The sequence below is a fragment of the uncultured Roseobacter sp. genome, from assembly GCF_947488185.1.
GTDB lineage: Bacteria > Pseudomonadota > Alphaproteobacteria > Rhodobacterales > Rhodobacteraceae > Roseobacter.
Map to the genome: position 1 here is coordinate 56547 of NZ_CANKYM010000003.1, position 16544 is coordinate 73090.

Here is a 16544-nt window from a genome sequence, read left to right on the forward strand (position 1 = left end):
TGGGCGCTGACACGTCAGGCATGCGTCAGCGCCAGCAGAGGGCACGTGTGGGTGCGATCACCTACCTGCGGCTGAGGTCATTCGCCGAACACCTCTTTGAAATGTGTGATGCATTGTCGAAAGCCCGCCTCGAAATCCCCATTGCCGGGATGAAACACGCTCTCAAATGAGATCACACCGTCATACCCGTCCGCCCGGAGCGCGGCGGCGATCTGCGGGAAGAGCGGGCCAAGCTGACCCTCACCCATCTTGCGCACCTCGAGGGTTGCACGCGGGGTATCGACCAGCACGTCCTTGATATGCACGTGCCCCAGATAGCCGTCTTTCACCTCCGCATAGCCATCGGGATAGGCGACCTCATGGCACCAGCAGTTGTTGCCGGGATCCCAAAGCACCTTGAGCGCGTCTCTGGCATCAAGCGCGTCGATCAGTTTGCGTGCGGTGTAGTTTGAATTGACCAGCGTGCCGTTGCCGGTCTCGACCACCAACGTCACCCCTTCCGCCCGTGCCAGCTCCACCGCGGGCGCGATCAACGGGGGCATGCTGTCCCAGGCGCCATGCGCCACATTCCATTTCTCCGCGCCGTTGTGGCCCCAGAGGATCTGCTCCTTGCGCTGGGTCATGATCCGCACCAGCGGGGCGCCGACCACATGGGCCATCTCGATCACCCGCTTCAGCGCGTCCATATGCCGGGTGTGAAGCGCGTCCCCGGCGCGGTTCTCGGCCGACATGCCCGCAAAGATATGCCGCGACAGGCAGGAGACCGGTTTGCCGCGATCCCGCAGCAGGGCATTGATCTCGCGCACTTCGGCAGCGGTGTGATCGCCCACTTCGGTGTCACCGACAAATTGCAGTTCCGCGTAGTCGAGCCCAAACTCATCCATGACATTCACCGCATGGCGTAGATCCCTGCTGATGCCGTCGCAGATCACCCCAAGCTTCATGGTTTGGCCTGTCGGTGAAGTTCGGCGCCAACGATCTCTTCGATCACGCGCGTGCAGACCCAGTTGTCGCCATCGGGATACCGGGTGCGCCCTGCATGGAAAATCTGCATGGCGGCGCTTGCCGTGTGCAGCGGCACGCCCAGTTCCTCCCCCAAACCCATCGAGATGGTCAGATCCTTGTGCATCGTGTTGATGTGGCTGCCGGTGCCTTCGAACTGACGATCAATGATCTTTTCCAGCGCGTTGTTCACGACGCCGCAGCCCGCCGAGGAGGTCGAGAAGACATCCAACAGCACCTGGCCCGGCACGCCTGCCTTGGCCGCCAGTGCTGCCGCTTCGAAGGTCGCCGCAAACTGTGCGCCGATCAGGGATTGCAGGCAGGCTTTGACCGTCTGGCCCTCCCCCGGTCGGGTGCCGACGCGGTGGATGTTGGCCGAGACCGCCTGCATGACCGGGGCAAATTTATCCAGCACCGCATCAGGCGCTGCAGCCATCATCGTCAGCGTGCCGCCTTGCGCACCCGGAAACCCCCCGGAGACCGGCGTATCTATCAGATGCACGCCCGATCCCGACATTTCCTGCCCGATCTCGCGCGCCTCATGCGGCTTGATCGTAGCGCTGAGCAGAATGGCGCTGCTAGGCTTGAGATGCGCCGCCAGCCCGTCCGCCCCCAGGATGACCGACTTCGCCTGATCGCCGCTCATGACCATGACAAAGACCGCCTCCGCAGCTCGGGCCACCTCCGCAACCGATGCCGCAGCGACCCCGCCCATATCGGTGAAAGCACTCATCCGGTCTTTGACCGGGTCGATCCCGGTGACTGAAAATCCGCCTTTCAGCAGGTTCTTTGCAAGCCCGCTGCCCATGTCGCCAATGCCGATGACGCCCGTGGTTTTCATGTGAAAAACTCCCGTTTTTTTCCGCATTGAGACATTGATGCGGCGTTCGAAAAAGCCCCCTGCAGAGGGGCCGGTTTCACGGGGATTTCACGCGTCATGGTGACGTCGGGCGAGTCCGGAAGACACCCCGCTGCCCGGTTACGTCCTTAGAGCTAGCCTCGGAAATTCTGATTTTGCAAGCAAGCGCTTTGCCCGATCGTCGGGTGGCGAATTCCTGCTGGGAGCGCTGTTGTTAGATGCAGTGGCAGGAATTTGAGGATTCGCGCTCAGTCTTCGAAGTAGGTAGCGTGCGATTTCCGGATGCTGGTGATGACATCATCAAGCCGGGACAGGTGCATCTGGATCGCAGTCACAACGCCGTCCTCATCACGTGCTTCCAGATGATCAACGATCTCGCGATGGTCCGCCAGCAGCTTGTCCATCTCTGTAGCCTGCGTCAGGCTCAACAGGCAAAGCCGGTCCACCATGGCCTTGTTTTCCGTGATCGTCTTGAAGGCAAAAACACATCTTGCGGCGGCACACAGCGTTTTGTGAAACTCATAGTCCAACGCGTGGAACCGCTCGATGTCATTGCGCGCGACGGCGTCCGCTTGCTGCTCAAGGCTGCGGCGCAGGCGTTTGAGATCCGCGTCGTCCGCCTCGGCACAGGCCCGGCGGATGATTTCGCATTCCACGGCAAGGCGGATGAAGCGTGACCGCTGGATGGCTTCGTAGGAAAACCCCCTGACAATAGTCGCCTTCTGGGGGCGAATCTGAATGAGATTCTGATTTGCCAGCCGGATAAAAGCTTCCCGGACAGGCTGGCGCGACATGTCAAAGCGTTTGGCGATTTCGACTTCTGAAATGCGTGTGCCGGGCATGAGCTTTAGCGCGGAGATCTGACCGTGGAGAAAATCAAAGACCTCATCCGCGCTGGTCCGCCGTTCCGCGGTTGTTGGATTTTGCAAACCGTTATTCCTTTGTCGTCTGAACAACTGGTTACCATACCAGTTTCAGAGAGAAAAGGCATATACTCTGACTGATCTAGGTGAAATCCAGCATATTTACATAGTTTTATGCTGCAGATGCGAAAGAATTCGTGTTTGACCGGTTCGAAAAACTGGTATACTAGTCTGCATATCGATCCTGTTTATGTTGGAAAACTGCAATGAATATGCCCGAAACATCCCCCACCAGCTCCCGGAACTTGACTGGCAAAACGGCCATCGTCACGGGCGGCGGGCGTGATATTGGTCGGGCATGTGTGCTGCGTCTTGCTGCGGCAGGAGCGTCCGTTGCCATCAACTACCACAGCTCGTCCGAAGGGGCAGACAGCGCAGCCAGGGACATAAAAGCCATGGGCGGTAAAGCCATCGCGCTGCAAGGGGATATGACACGGGAAGAAGATGTCGGCGCGCTGGTCGCCGAGACCCGCGAAGCTTTCGGGGATGGTATCGATATCCTTGTGCATGTGACCGGCGGCTTGGTTGCCCGCAAGGCGATTCCGGAAATGGATATCGACCACTGGCACCGGGTGATGGACCTGAATGCCACCTCCTTCTTTCATGCGGTCAAGGCGGTGCTGCCCCACATGGGGCGCGGTGGCTCGATCATCGGGCTGGCCAGTCAGGCAGGGCGCGACGGGGGTGGTCCGGGCGCTGTTGCTTATGGCGCGGCCAAGGGGGCCGTGATGACAATGACCCGCGGGCTGGCAAAGGAGCTTGGACCCGACATCCGGGTAAACTCCATTTGCCCCGGCATGATCGACACCGATTTCCACAATGTTTTTACCAAGCCCGAGGTGCGCAGCCACGTGGCCAACGTGACGCCCCTGAAACGCGAGGGTGCGCCGGAGGATGTGGCCAACCTCGTGGCCTATCTGGCCTCGGAAGAGGCGGCCTTCATCACCGGCACGAACATCGACATCAACGGCGGGACGCTGTTCTCATAACGCAGACGCGGCAGAGGCCGCGTCCGCCCGGGAGGGGCGCCGCAAACGACCAAAGACCGATCACGCGCAATAGGGAGGAAAAGATATATGTTTACGCGCTTGACCAAAACCATGGGCACGCTGGGCCTTGTCGGCCTGATGGCCACCGCCGCACAGGCTGAGAACTGGCGGGGCTGGAACATCCATACGGATGGCTATCCGAACACCGTCGCGATGGATAAATTCGCGGAACTTCTGGAAGAGAAGACCGGCGGCGAGATCACGCTGCAGATGTTCCACGGCGGCACGCTGGGCAATCAACCTGACGGGATCGAGCAGGTGCGCATCGGCGGGCTGGAAATCGGCAACTTCAACCTTGGTCCGATCGGCCCGATTGCGCCGTCCGCCAATGTCGTCTCCCTGCCGTTCATCTTCAAGGACGTGGACCACATGTTCCGCGTTCTTGAAAGCGAGGGCGGCGAAGCCATTGCGGCAGGCATGGCCGAAAAAGGTCTCGTGCCGCTGTCGTGGTTCGATGCGGGTGCACGGTCCTTCTACAGCCAGAAACCGATCCAGACACCGGCGGATGTGACCGGCCTCAAGGTTCGTGTGATGAACAACGATCTTTTCACCGGCATGATTTCGGCCCTTGGCGGTAACCCGTCGCCGATGGCTTTTGGTGAGGTGTATCAGGCGCTGAAAACCGGTGTTGTTGATGGCGCCGAAAACAACTGGCCGTCCTACGAGGCCACGGGGCATTTCGAGGTGGCGGGCTACTATTCGCTCAGCCAGCACCTGATCATTCCCGAGTGTCTGTGCATCAACACGGCCGTTTACGATGGCCTGTCCGACGAAATGAAGGCGGCGGTCAAGGACGCTGCGCAAGAAGCTGCCTTGCTTCAGCGCCAGCTTTGGAAGGAACGCGAAGCCGCCAGCCAGGAAAAGGTTATGGCAGCCGGGGTCAAGTTCAACGAAATCTCGAACAAGGTTCCGTTTCAGGAAGCCATGGCGTCGGTCTACGAAGCCTATCTCGAGGCCAATCCCGACCTGCGCGGCCTGGTCGAATTGATCCAGAACACCGAATAAAAAGAAGCATACTTCCCCGCCCGGCGCATGGGTGCCGGGCGGGGAAAGCACGGGGGATCATCGAGATGTCGCGCCAAAAATGGGCCCTATTTGACGCGGCCCTGGATCGTTTGAGCCACGCCTGCAAGCTCGTCACTGGCATCGCGCTTGTGACGCTGACCGTGATCTTCGGCTGGCTGGTTTTTGGCCGCTACGTGCTGAACGCCACGCCGACCTGGGTCGAACAGGTGGCCTTTTTGCTGGTCATGACCATCGCCTTTCTGGGCGCTGCCGTCGGCATCCATGAGAATACACATCTCTCCGTCACCATTCTGCGCACCTCCGTGCCGCGCAAAATCCGGCAGGTGCTGGCCGTGATGACAGACTGCATCATGGGCGGGTTTGGTCTGCTGATGGCATGGTATGGCGCGCAGCTTACCCTCTTCAAATGGGGGTCGCTGATCCCGATGCTGCAACTGCCCGAAGGGCTGCGGTCCTTGCCGCTGACCCTGTCGGGCGGTTTGATTTTTCTCTTCTCTCTGGGGCATCTGACGCGCATCCTGCGCGGCGCAGATCTCCGCAAAGACACGATTGAATAGGCGCGTTGATGGGACTTACCATTCTGCTTGGCATCTTTGCCTTCTGTGTTCTGATCGGCGCGCCTGTCGCCTTTGCCCTGGGCATTTCGGCCATCGCCGCCTTCTGGTGGGAGGGGCTGCCGCTGATGATCGGGTTTCAGCGCATTGTCTCCGGCATCAACGTTTTTTCCCTGCTGGCCATCCCGTTTTTCATCTTTGCGGGCGAATTGATGTTCCATGGGGGCATCGCCATCCGACTGGTGCGGTTCGCCTCCGCTGCCGTCGGGGCTGTCCGGGGTGGGCTGGGCATTGTGAACGTCTTCAGCTCCATGCTTTTCGGCGGCATTTCCGGCTCCGCTGTGGCCGATATCTCCGCCTTGGGCTCGATCCTCATCCCGGTGATGAAGGAAAAGGGCTACGACACGGATTACGCGGTGAACGTCACGGTCACCTCCTCCATTGCGGGCATCATGATCCCGCCCAGCCACAATATGATCATTTTCGCCGTGGCGGCGGGCGGCGGCATTTCAATCTCCAAGCTGTTTCTGGCAGGCGTGGTGCCGGGCATCCTGATGTGTATCTGCCTTGCCCTGGCCGCCTATGTGGTCGCCGTGCGGCGGGGGTATGCGGCAGAGACCTTCCCCGGCTGGACCGCCCTGGCGTTGAGTTTCATCTTTGCGCTGCCCGGACTTTTCACCGCCGTGATCATCGTCGGTGGCGTTTTGTCAGGCGTCTTCACGGTGACCGAATCCGGGGCCTTCGGCGCGATCTACGCCTTTGTCATCACTTTGCTGGTCTACCGCACGATCACCTGGGACAACTTCTGCATCGCCGTCTTGCAGGCGGTGCGCACCACGGCGATGGTGATGATCCTGATCGCCTGCGCGGGCGCTTTCGCTTATATGCTGACCTTTTTCCGCGTGCCGAAGCAGACGGTGGATTTCCTGACGGCGCTGACCGACAACCCGATCATCATCCTGTTGCTGGTTAACCTGTCCCTGCTGGTGTTGGGCATGATCATGGATATGGCGGCGCTGATCCTGATCTGCACGCCTATTTTCCTGCCGGTGGCCCACAGCCTTGGGATTGACCCGCTGCAGTTTGGCATGATCCTGATGATGAACCTCGGGCTTGGTCTCTGCACCCCACCTGTCGGGTCCTGTCTCTTCGTCGGCTGCGCCGTCGGCAAGCTGCCGATGGAGGTCGCCGTGCGTACGATCTGGCCCTTCTACTTTGCGATCCTCGTGGCGCTGATGCTGACGACATTCTTTCCGGCGGTGTCGATGACCCTGCCATCCATCCTGGGGTGACGTTTGTCGGTGGCGATCGGGGACTGCTCTTGTCAGGGTTTGCGCTACATCTCCATGCGCGGGTCTGATCCGACGTCGCTCAGCAGTGTCATGACTTCCTGACGCCAGGCATCGCGCATCTTGTTTGCCAGCACGGACGCCGGTCGGTAGCGCGGCGCGATAATGGCGTAGCGATAGCGGATTTTTTCGGCAAGAGGGCGCACCTGAATGTGCTCTGTCATCGCACCGGCAGTTTTCACATGTACCACGGTGAGCGGGTCCAGAATGGAACAGCATTGCCCGGCGGAGACAAATTGAAGGATGGGCAGGAAGGTCTGGCTCTCCACCATGGTTCGAAAGGTCAGATCACGTGCCCTGAACATGCCTTGCAGGTCCTGCTGGTGGGCGTGATTGGCCTGTAGACAACCCATCGGTTCCCCATCGAGATCAGAGAGGGATACGACATCCCGCTCTGCCAAACGGTGATCTGATGGCATGGCCAGAAAACACTCCGCTGTAATGAACTCGGCATTGTAGAGGCTTTGCGCTTCGGTGTTTTGCGGCGCATCGGCAAATCCAAAGTCGATGTTCTGCGCGCGGGCAAGTTCGGCGATCTGGTTCGAACTGCGCGCAAGGATCGATACGGTGATGCCCGCATCCCCTTTGATCTGGGTGGCAATGAACCGGGGAAACAGGACGGAGACAGGCCCCGGCATGGCGGCAACGCTCAGATTGCCGGTTTGTCCATCGACAAGGCTGCGCATGGTCTGGCGAACGCGGGACAGCTGGCTCAGGATCGCATCGGTTTCTGTCAGCAGGTAGTGCGCCTCCGGGACGGGGACCAGCTTGCGCCCCTGCCGGTCAAAGAGCTGAAGGCCCAACTGGTCTTCCAGCGTCTTGATGGCGGCGCTGACGGCGGGCTGCGTCCGGCCAAGTTTCTTGGCCGCATCCGACAGGGAGGCCGATGTCATGACCGCCTGAAAGGCTGAAATCTGTGAAATATTCATAAGGAAATACATAACTAAATTCTATGGAAAGAAAAGATATTCAAATTTGCCTTTATTTTTGGATTGGCTACGCTGCCCTGCATGACTCGTTTTAGAAGTCAGCTACATGGGAGAATGTAATGAAGGTATTTTCAAAGCTTACGGGCGTTGCCCTCGCGACGACCCTGGCAGCCGGAACGGCGGTCGCCCAGGATCCGACGTTCTTTCGGATCGGGACCGGCAGTGCAGGGGGCACCTATTTCCCCATTGGCGGCACAATCGCCAACGGCATTTCCGCGCCTCCGGGATCGCGCGCCTGTGATGAAGGTGGCCAATGCGGCGTGCCCGGTCTGATCGCAATTGCGCAATCGACGACCGCGTCGGTGTTCAACAACACAGCAGTGGAGAATGGCGAGTTGGAAGCCGGGCTTGCCGCGGCGGACGTGACCCGGTCGATGTATCTGGGCGAAGGCAAGTTTGACGGCAAACCCCATCCCAAACTGCGGATTGTGGCCAACCTCTTCCCCGAAGACCTGCACCTCGTCATGCCAAAGGGCGCTTCGCTCGGTGGGTTGGCTGATCTGGCGGGCAAACGGGTCGGGATTGCCCAGGCCGGATCCGGCACCCAGGTTGCCGTCGAGCAGATGCTGGCAGAATGGGGTGTCACCCGCGACAACATGGACGAGGCGGAGCTCAACAACAGTCAGTCCGCGGAACGTCTGGCGGACGGGCAGCTTGACGCCTATTTCTACGCCGCGGGCTGGCCGGTCTCCGCGATGGTGCAGCTTTCCACGACCAAGGGCATGGAGCTGCACAGCTTCAGCGACGAAGATCTGGCCAAGATCAATGAGATCATTCCGGCTTACATCCCGTCGAAAATCCCCGCGGGTGTCTATGAGGGCGTGGATTACGACGTGAAAACGCCGGCGGTCTCCGCCTTGCTGATCGTGTCCTCGGACCTTTCGGAAGAACTGGTCTATGGCATCACCAAAGCGATGTGGAACGACAACACACGCAAACTTCTCGACAATGGTCATGCCAAGGGCAAGCAGATCACGCCGGATACTGCGCTTGATGGCATCGCCGCACTTGGTGTGCCGCTACACGCGGGCGCCGAGAAATTCTATCGGGAAGCCGGACTTCTGAAGTAAGGTCTCCTCTTCCAGCCTTACCAGAGCACGGGCGGCGGGCGACACCTGTCCGCCGCCCGATGGATGACCTGCACCACATGACGACAGGGGACGCCAGATGAGCGATCAGCAGTCCGAAGCCGTGCGCGACCTTTCCCAAGCAGAACTGGCCGCCATTGAAGAGAAATACGATGAGGGCGCGGCCACGCGGTCGGTTACACCGGCCTTTGGCAAGGTCCTGCGCTACGTGGCGCTGATCTTTGCGGTCTATCACTATCTGACGGCCGGTTTCGCCCTGCCGCCGGACTATTGGCACATGGGCTGGCACCTGTCGGGGCTCTTCATCCTGACCTATGCGCTCTATCCGATGGTCAAAACCCCAACCTCCTTTGATCTTAACACCGGCGCGCTGCGCCTTGGGGGGGTGCCCTACCTCGATATCATTCTGATGGTTCTGGGTGTCGCCTCTGCGCTTTATCTGGGGTTGGCCTGGCGCGGGATCGGGGTGCTGGGCGTGGAGGAAATGACCTTTCGCATGGGCAATCCCAACGGTTACGACCTGCTGTTCGGCTGCATCCTGATCTTGCTGGTGCTCGATATCGCGCGGCGCACACTGGGGTGGATACTGCCCTTCATCATCAGCATCTTCATTTCCTACGCGCTGCTTGGCCCGTATTTTCCCGGCCTGCTCCAGCACCCGGGTGTGAAATTCAACACCTTCGTTTCCTCAATGTACTTCCCGCAGGAAGGCATCTTTGGTGTTACGCTCTGGGTTGTCTCTACAATCGTCTTTCATTTCGTGCTGTTCGGCGTGATCGCGCAGCGCACCGGGCTGGGGCAGCTTTTCATCGACAATGCGACTATTCTCGCTGGCCGCTACACGGGCGGACCGGCCAAGGTGTCCGTCGTATCATCGGCCTTCTTTGGCACGATTTCCGGCTCATCGGTGGCCAATACGGTTTCAACGGGCGCGCTGACGATCCCGAATATGAAACGGCTGGGCTATCCCGGTCACTTTGCCGGTGGCGTCGAGGCTGCCGCCTCCGCCGGTGGCCAGATCACCCCGCCGATCATGGGCGCTGCGGCCTTCATCATGGCGGAGTTCCTGGAGCTTCCCTACACTACCATCGTCATTGCCGCGATCTTCCCCGCACTGCTGCACTATGTCGGCGTGTTCACTGTTGTGCATCTGATGGCGCGCAAGCTGGGCCTGCAGGGGCTGACCAAAGACGCGCTGCCGAAAATGCGCGCGGTCTGGCGCGACGGCTGGGCAAATATCGTGCCGCTGGTCGGCCTGCTGGTGGTGCTCTTTTCAGGCTATACGCCCTATATGTCGGCTTTCTGCGGCATCTCGCTGGCGATCATCGCGGGCATGAGCCGTGTGAAAGAGCCGGTGACGCTGATCTACGCCGCAGCTTTCATCGGCTTCGTCCTCTGGAAACAGGGCGGCGGTGGCTTTGATATCCCCATGTCCGCCATCCTCATTCTTGGTGCAGTCGTGGCCACGCTCAACCCCCAACGCCGCATTTCCCTGCCGGAGATGGGCGACACCTTCGAGACCGGCGTGAAATACGCGCTGGCCGTCGGTGCCGCCTCGGCGGCGGTTGGCATCGTGATCGGCGTGATCAACACCACCGGCGTTGGGTTCCGCATCGGTTTCATGGTGACGCAGGCCGCTTCAAATCTGGGCAATGACATCGCGTGGCTCTTTACCTTTGGGGCCTATGAGTTGTTTTCCGTCGAAGACCTGACGCTCTTCATCAGCCTGGTCTTTATCGCACTGGCCTGCATCCTGATGGGGGCAGGGGTGCCGACCACCGCGCTCTACATCATGCTTGTGTCCGTGGCGCAGCCTGCGCTGGCGCAACTGGGCGTTCCTCCCATCGCGAGCCATATGTTCGTGCTCTACTACGGGGTTGTCGCTGAAATCACGCCCCCGGTCTGCACCTCGGCCTACGCCGCCGCAGCCATCGCGAATTCCAACCCGTTCCGCACGGGGATTTCCGCCTTCACCCTTGGGTTGGGCAAGGTTGTGGCGCCCATGGCCTTTGTCTATGCGCCGGTGCTGCTCTTTGTCTCGTCGACCGGTTTCGATCTGTGGGAGTTCACCTATACGGCGGCCAGTTGCATGGCGGGGGTGATCGCCTTGTCCTCTGCCGTCGTCGGCTACTGGCTGGCCCCGGTGAACATCGCGTTCCGCTGGTTGCTGGCCATTGCCGGGCTGATTTTCATTGCGCCTTCGTTGCAGGCCGATCTGGTGGCGCTGATCGTTGCGTCGCCCGTGATCGTCACGCAACTGAAGGCGCGGCGTGGAGTGAAAGCGGCAAGCTGAATGGATCAACCGGTCATCATTCTGGGTGCAGGTATCATCGGTATCTGCACGGCGCTCTCTCTCGCGGAGCGCGGCGTTGCGGTGCGCATCATTGATCGCGGGGAGCCTGGGCAGGAGACCTCTTTCGGCAACGCTGGCATTATCTCGCCCTGGTCGGTCATTCCGCAATCCATGCCCGGGGTGTGGCGGCAAATCCCGCAGTTGATGTTCGGGCGGGCGGCACCGCTCTCGATCCGGTCTGCCGCCTTGCCGAAAATGATCCCTTGGGGCTTGCGGTTTTTGCGGCAGGCCAGCGAAGCCCGGGTGCGGGCAACGGCGGATGTCATGGAGGTGCTTTGCGCGCCCTCTATTGATCTCTACCGGCGGCACCTGCAGGGGACGGGCGCGGAAAGTCTTATCAAGGACAGCATTTACGTACATGCGTTCAGAGACGGGAGCCGGGCCAACCTCAAGTCTCTCGACTACGCGATCCGGCAGGAGAAAGGGGCCAATCTTGAATTGGTGGGATCGGAGGCGCTGCAGGCCACCGAACCGGCACTCAGCCCTGACTTCAACGCGGCAGTCCTGATCCACGATCAGGCGCGCGCGCTCTCTCCGGGGCGGATCGGACGTGTTCTTGCAGAAAAGGCCCGGGGCCTTGGGGTTGATTTCGTTTCGGACAATGTTCGCAAGCTGAACAGGTCGGACGGTGACTGGCAGATTGTCTGTGATGGCGGCACACATGCTGCCGCTCGGGTCGTCGTGGCGATGGGGGCTTGGAGCGCCGACCTCCTGGCGCCCCTTGGTCTTCGGATGCCGCTGATGGCCGAGCGCGGCTACCATCTGGAATTCGCGCAGCCGGGGATCGAGATCCGGAACTCGGTGATGGATGTCGATGCGAAACTGGTTGCCAGCAGTATGGAGGCAGGTGTCCGGATCGCCGGGCAAGCCGAATTCGCACCGGTTGACGCCCCACCTGATGATCGAAAACGCGGGCAGTTGCGCAAGCTGGCGAAAGCCGCCTTTCCCGACCTGAACACGGGTGTGGAAAGCTTCTGGATGGGGCACCGTCCGTCCTTTCCCGACAGCCTGCCGGTTTTGGGCGAAGCGCCGGAAAAACAAGGGTTGTTTCTGAATTTTGGACATTCGCACTACGGCTTGATGATGGCGCCGAAGTCAGGCGAATTGCTGGCGGACATGGTGATCGGTCGGGCGTCAAATGCGGATGTCAAGGCATTGGGGGCTGAACGCTTTTTCTTACGGTGCCCCGTGCGGACAAAGTGAATTCAGCCCTTCCTGCCACGTTTTCAACCCACTGATTTGGTCGCGGGCAACAGGCAGGAACTCTCGTCAGGCGAGAATTTAGTTCATGTTTTGTTCTATTTTTGTTACGCTGCGGCACATGCAGCTATCCTTGATTCCAGATAATCGGGAAGACCGCCTGCTGTCCATCCATCGACGCCTGCGCAGGCAATACGGTCCTCAAGGCCCTCACGTGTTGCTGGACCCGGTCTCACAGCTTGTCATGGGGCTTATCGGGGGCAAGACGCGGGAAGATATTTCGACATCCGTCTTTTGCACGCTCAAAGGACGGTTTCATGATTGGGAAAGCCTGCGGGATGCCCCGGTGCAGGAGATCAGGCATCTGATCGCGCCTGTGACCTTTGCGGAGGTGAAGGCGCGCAGGCTCAAGACAGCCCTTCAGATGGTGACCGCCAGCCAAGGCGCCCTGACGCTTGATCTGCTCAAACCAATGTCGGTTAGCGCGTCGCTGAATTGGCTGGAACAACTGCCCGGCGTTGGTCGGAAAACGGCGGCGACGGTGTTGAACTTCAGCACCCTTCGCAAACCGGCCCTCGTGATTGACACGCATCACTTGAGGGTTGCCCGTCGCCTTGGTTTGATCCGTCAGCGTGCGGGGACGGTTGAAGCGTTCGAGCAGCTGTCGCCCTTGTTGCCGCAACAATGGGGCGCGCCGAACGTGGACAGCCATCACCAATTGATAAAGCGTCATGGGCAACGTCAATGTCCGGCAAGATGGCCGACGTGTCACGGCTGCTGTCTTGCCGATCTATGCGATACCTACCGCGCGACCAGGCGGATCTAACGTCCGGTAGCCAGCCCTTTGTGAGGTGTTCACCGGAATGGTGGTGGGGAGGAAAAATATCGGACAGGCTGATGAGATCAGGTTTCAAAGAGTTGTCACAAAAGCTCAACCGGCGAAAAGGCTTTGGGGGGCTTTCTACCTCAACTTGAATTTTCCGACCATCACGTGCATGGTCTCCTGCAGGTGATAGAGGTGAGATTTCGTGTCCATTGGAAAAGGCGTCTGCGCCTGGTTGATCGCAATTTTCGTCTTTTGCAATGGCGTTGTAGTTGCCGAGGAACGTCTCCTTGTCGTCGCGGATGAGTGGCCTCCTTTTTCCGGGGAGGGATTGCCGGGACGTGGGATTTCCATCGATGTGACCCGTGCCGTGCTCGAGCGTGCCGGCTATGAGGTGGATACGGCGATCCTGCCGTGGTCTCGCGTGGTCAGCGGCGCAAAATCCGGCGAGTACGATATCGTTACCAGCCTGTTTCTCGACGCGGAAATGCAAAAATCCGTGTTCTATTCCGAGCCGTTCTTTGAAACGCAGGTTCAGTTCGTGCGGCAAAAAGGCAGTGACATCGCCTATGACGGGCTGGAGTCCTTGCAATCCTATGTCATCGCGGTCGGTGCCGGATTTCTGTACGAAGCCGCCTTCGACAATGCGGACTACCTCAACAAATTCGAAGTGACCACGACCCTGCAGGGCCTGCAGATGGTGGCCGCCGGGCGTGTCGATTTGACCCTGGATAGCGCACATGTCGTGCGGCACTCCATGCAGCTCACGGACGACGCCCTTGAGGACCAACTTGAGTTTCTCGAACCAGCCCTGACCAAACAGCAAATTCACATGGCGGTGTCCCGGCTGCGACCGGATCACGCAAATATCGTAACGGATTTCAACGCGGCGCTGGCCGATATGCGCGCCGATGGGTCGCTGGACGCGCTGCTGAAAAAGCATAGCGCGGACTAGCCTCACATGCCCGAAAGATGGAACAATCGGCTCGCATTCTCGCTGCTATTGTGGGTCTTGCTGTGCAGTGCGCTGTTGTCTGTCCTGGCAACCTCCGTGCAACTCTACGTCACCTTTCAGAGGCAGGAAGATGCGCTTCGCGACACTGTGGTACAGGTCGAACGGGGCTTCGGGCAAAGCCTGAGTTCGGCGTTGTGGTCCTTTGATACGCAGCAGGTCGACGATATTCTGGATGGTATCCACGCCAATCGCGACATCGCCTCGCTCACGCTCTCCGGGAGCAATGGGCAGATCTGGGAACGTCTACCGTCCACTCCTGACGAGCAACTGGATGTCGAACGTTTCGATCTCGAATATCTCGATCCGGTGCGCGGCACTGCATCGGTTGGAACGCTGGAACTGGGCCTGAGCCGTGCACGGATCTGGTCCAACATCTACGCACAGGTGCTGGTGGTGTTCCTGTCAAACATGGCCAAGACCGGCTTTGCCGCGATTGCAATTCTGGTGATCTTCCGTCGTCTGGTCAGTCGCCATTTACGGCACATCTCAGCCTATGTTTCAAAGCCGGAATGGTTCACGGTCGATGTGCCGCTGACCCTGGACCGAAAACATGTCCACAGCGGGGATGACCTTGATGCGATTGCAACCGAAATCAACAAGACAAGGGATCGGTTCCTTGATTTCGAAAGCGACCTGCGGGCAACATCCGAACAGTTGCGTATTGTGCTGGACACAACCGCAAACGGCATCATCGGGCTTGACGAGAAAGGGGTGGTGGATGTCATCAATCCAGCGGCGCGTCATATGCTTGGTGGCAAGTCGGAGGTGACGCCCTTTGCATGGCCTGACGAGATCAAGTTTCTGGACGTGGCGGACATGCATCCGCTGGATGCGTCTTCCGATCCGATCAATCGCGCGCTTGCCGGGCAGGTCCTGACTGGTGAAACGCATTTGATGACCCGCAGTGGCAGCCCAGAGAACCGCTACGTCCGTGTGTCCAGCGCTTTGGTTGCCGATGGCACGAACAGTCTGAGATGTGTGATTGTCCTGGATGATGTCTCCCTTCTGGAAAAGAACCGGCAGCAGGTCGAGCGCAAGGGGCGGTTGGATGCCCTTGGTCAGCTGACCGGCGGTATCGCGCATGATTTCAACAATCTGCTCGCCACCATCCTCTACGCAATGCAATTGACGCGGACAGACAATATTTCGGAACGGTCTGACCGGGTTCTGTTGACGGCGCTGAATGCGGTCGAGCGGGGGCGCGCGCTCACCAACCGGCTGCTGGCCTTTGCCAAGCGGCAACCGGGGTTGGCAAAATCGCGCCCGCTCACCGAGACCTTTGCCGAATTCGAAGCGCTTGCGCGACCTGCGATCGAAGAGACGGTCGACATTTCCTTCCTGGCACCGAACCCGGAACTGCTGGTCTATTGTGACCATGGCCAACTCGACAATGCGCTGTTGAACCTGGTGCTCAACAGCCGGGACGCCATCATGCGCAGCGGCAAGGGCAGCAAGATCATCGTCAAGGCACGTGCGATTGACGAGGTGGATGTCGATCTGGCGCTCCGGCGCGAGGACCTGCATGCCTATATCACCCAAGGCATGCGGGAGGAGCATGCCGCAGATGTGGCACGCAAGGATGAACGCGCGTATCGCTATGTCGAACTGTCGGTGACAGACGATGGTCCCGGCATGACGAATGAGGTGAAAAGGCGTGCGATTGATCCGTTCTTTACCACAAAGGATACGAATTCGGGTACCGGTCTGGGTCTGTCGATGGTTTATGGGTTCATCCAGAATTCCGATGGCGAATTGCGCATCTATTCTGAACTGGAATTTGGCACAACGATCAGACTGATCCTACCGCGAGGGACACTGGAGAATGAAAGAGAAGAGCCTATGACCCGTCTGCCGCCGCGACGCGGGCAGGGTGAAAAAATCCTTGTCGTCGAAGACGAAGTCAGCCTGCTGATGGTGATGGAAGATCTGATCAGTGAGCTCGGTTTCGAATTCATCGCCGCACGGTCGGGTGCCGAGGCGCTGGAGCTGATCGAGATGGGAGATGCGGTGGATCTGTTGTTGACGGATATCGTCATGCCCGGCGGTATTGGCGGGTTTGAACTGGCAACGCGGGTCAGAAAGCTGCGTCCCGATCTGCCTGTCGTCTATATGTCCGGCTACACCGGATTTACCTCTTCCGAAATGGGCGAGGTTGTGGCACCGATGGTTCAGAAACCGTGCCCGCCCGGTGAACTGGCGGAAATACTGGCCGACACGCTGGCGGGTAAGCCGTCCGAGAGACTGGGATAACGAATGCTGCCTGATGCCTGCCTGCCGCTCTCCGCTTCAAAAACCGCGTCCGCGAACGCCGGGC

Annotated in this window: 14 protein-coding genes; 10 read left to right on the top strand and 4 right to left on the bottom strand. The window is 59.5% G+C overall.

What is annotated here, in order from left to right:
* Positions 1-77: 77 nt before the first annotated feature.
* The 3 genes from Q1A52_RS11435 to Q1A52_RS11445 all read right to left on the bottom strand — a co-directional run bounded on the left by Q1A52_RS11435 (position 78) and on the right by Q1A52_RS11445 (position 2790).
* Positions 78-944 (bottom strand): sugar phosphate isomerase/epimerase, encoded by an 867-nt coding sequence (locus Q1A52_RS11435; RefSeq protein ID WP_300015119.1) that lies wholly within the window; start codon positions 942-944, stop codon positions 78-80.
* Positions 941-1843, bottom strand: a complete 903-nt coding sequence (locus tag Q1A52_RS11440) for an NAD(P)-dependent oxidoreductase (RefSeq protein ID WP_300015122.1) — start codon at positions 1841-1843, stop codon at positions 941-943. Before Q1A52_RS11440 ends, Q1A52_RS11435 begins: the two co-directional genes overlap by 4 nt.
* Before the next feature lie 266 nt (positions 1844-2109).
* A complete protein-coding gene (locus Q1A52_RS11445; protein WP_300015125.1) occupies positions 2110-2790 on the bottom strand; it encodes a GntR family transcriptional regulator in 681 nt (226 codons plus the stop codon).
* A gap of 239 nt (positions 2791-3029) precedes the next feature.
* Between Q1A52_RS11445 and Q1A52_RS11450 the strand changes: the two genes are divergently transcribed.
* The 4 genes from Q1A52_RS11450 to Q1A52_RS11465 all read left to right on the top strand — a co-directional run bounded on the left by Q1A52_RS11450 (position 3030) and on the right by Q1A52_RS11465 (position 6705).
* Positions 3030-3773: an SDR family NAD(P)-dependent oxidoreductase gene (locus tag Q1A52_RS11450; protein WP_300015128.1), complete on the top strand. Its 744-nt coding sequence runs from the start codon at positions 3030-3032 to the stop codon at positions 3771-3773.
* 87 nt (positions 3774-3860) lie between these two features.
* Positions 3861-4838 (top strand): TRAP transporter substrate-binding protein, encoded by a 978-nt coding sequence (locus Q1A52_RS11455; RefSeq protein WP_300015131.1) that lies wholly within the window; start codon positions 3861-3863, stop codon positions 4836-4838.
* Between the two features lie 65 nt (positions 4839-4903).
* A complete protein-coding gene (locus Q1A52_RS11460) occupies positions 4904-5416 on the top strand; it encodes a TRAP transporter small permease (protein ID WP_300015134.1) in 513 nt (170 codons plus the stop codon).
* An 8-nt stretch (positions 5417-5424) separates the two neighbouring features.
* Positions 5425-6705 (top strand): TRAP transporter large permease, encoded by a 1281-nt coding sequence (locus tag Q1A52_RS11465; RefSeq protein ID WP_300015136.1) that lies wholly within the window; start codon positions 5425-5427, stop codon positions 6703-6705.
* Between the two features lie 44 nt (positions 6706-6749).
* Here the strand turns inward: Q1A52_RS11465 and Q1A52_RS11470 are convergent, their stop codons facing one another.
* Positions 6750-7691: a LysR substrate-binding domain-containing protein gene (locus Q1A52_RS11470; RefSeq protein ID WP_300015139.1), complete on the bottom strand. Its 942-nt coding sequence runs from the start codon at positions 7689-7691 to the stop codon at positions 6750-6752.
* Positions 7692-7810: 119 nt separating this feature from the next.
* Here Q1A52_RS11470 and Q1A52_RS11475 point away from each other — a divergent pair, with 119 nt between their 5' ends.
* From Q1A52_RS11475 to Q1A52_RS11500, 6 genes are all read left to right on the top strand, one after another.
* A complete protein-coding gene (locus Q1A52_RS11475) occupies positions 7811-8821 on the top strand; it encodes a TAXI family TRAP transporter solute-binding subunit (protein WP_195818332.1) in 1011 nt (336 codons plus the stop codon).
* 97 nt (positions 8822-8918) lie between these two features.
* Positions 8919-11132 (top strand): TRAP transporter fused permease subunit, encoded by a 2214-nt coding sequence (locus Q1A52_RS11480; RefSeq protein WP_300015141.1) that lies wholly within the window; start codon positions 8919-8921, stop codon positions 11130-11132.
* Entirely contained in the window at positions 11133-12395 is a 1263-nt protein-coding gene (locus Q1A52_RS11485) for an FAD-binding oxidoreductase (protein ID WP_300015143.1), read from the top strand.
* Positions 12396-12609: 214 nt separating this feature from the next.
* On the top strand, positions 12610-13218 hold the full coding sequence (gene nth, locus Q1A52_RS11490; RefSeq protein WP_300015147.1) for a hypothetical protein: 609 nt from the start codon (positions 12610-12612) through the stop codon (positions 13216-13218).
* A 202-nt stretch (positions 13219-13420) separates the two neighbouring features.
* A complete protein-coding gene (locus Q1A52_RS11495) occupies positions 13421-14170 on the top strand; it encodes an ABC transporter substrate-binding protein (protein ID WP_300015150.1) in 750 nt (249 codons plus the stop codon).
* Between the two features lie 6 nt (positions 14171-14176).
* Positions 14177-16480: a PAS domain-containing hybrid sensor histidine kinase/response regulator gene (locus Q1A52_RS11500; RefSeq protein WP_300015153.1), complete on the top strand. Its 2304-nt coding sequence runs from the start codon at positions 14177-14179 to the stop codon at positions 16478-16480.
* Positions 16481-16544: the final 64 nt, after the last annotated feature.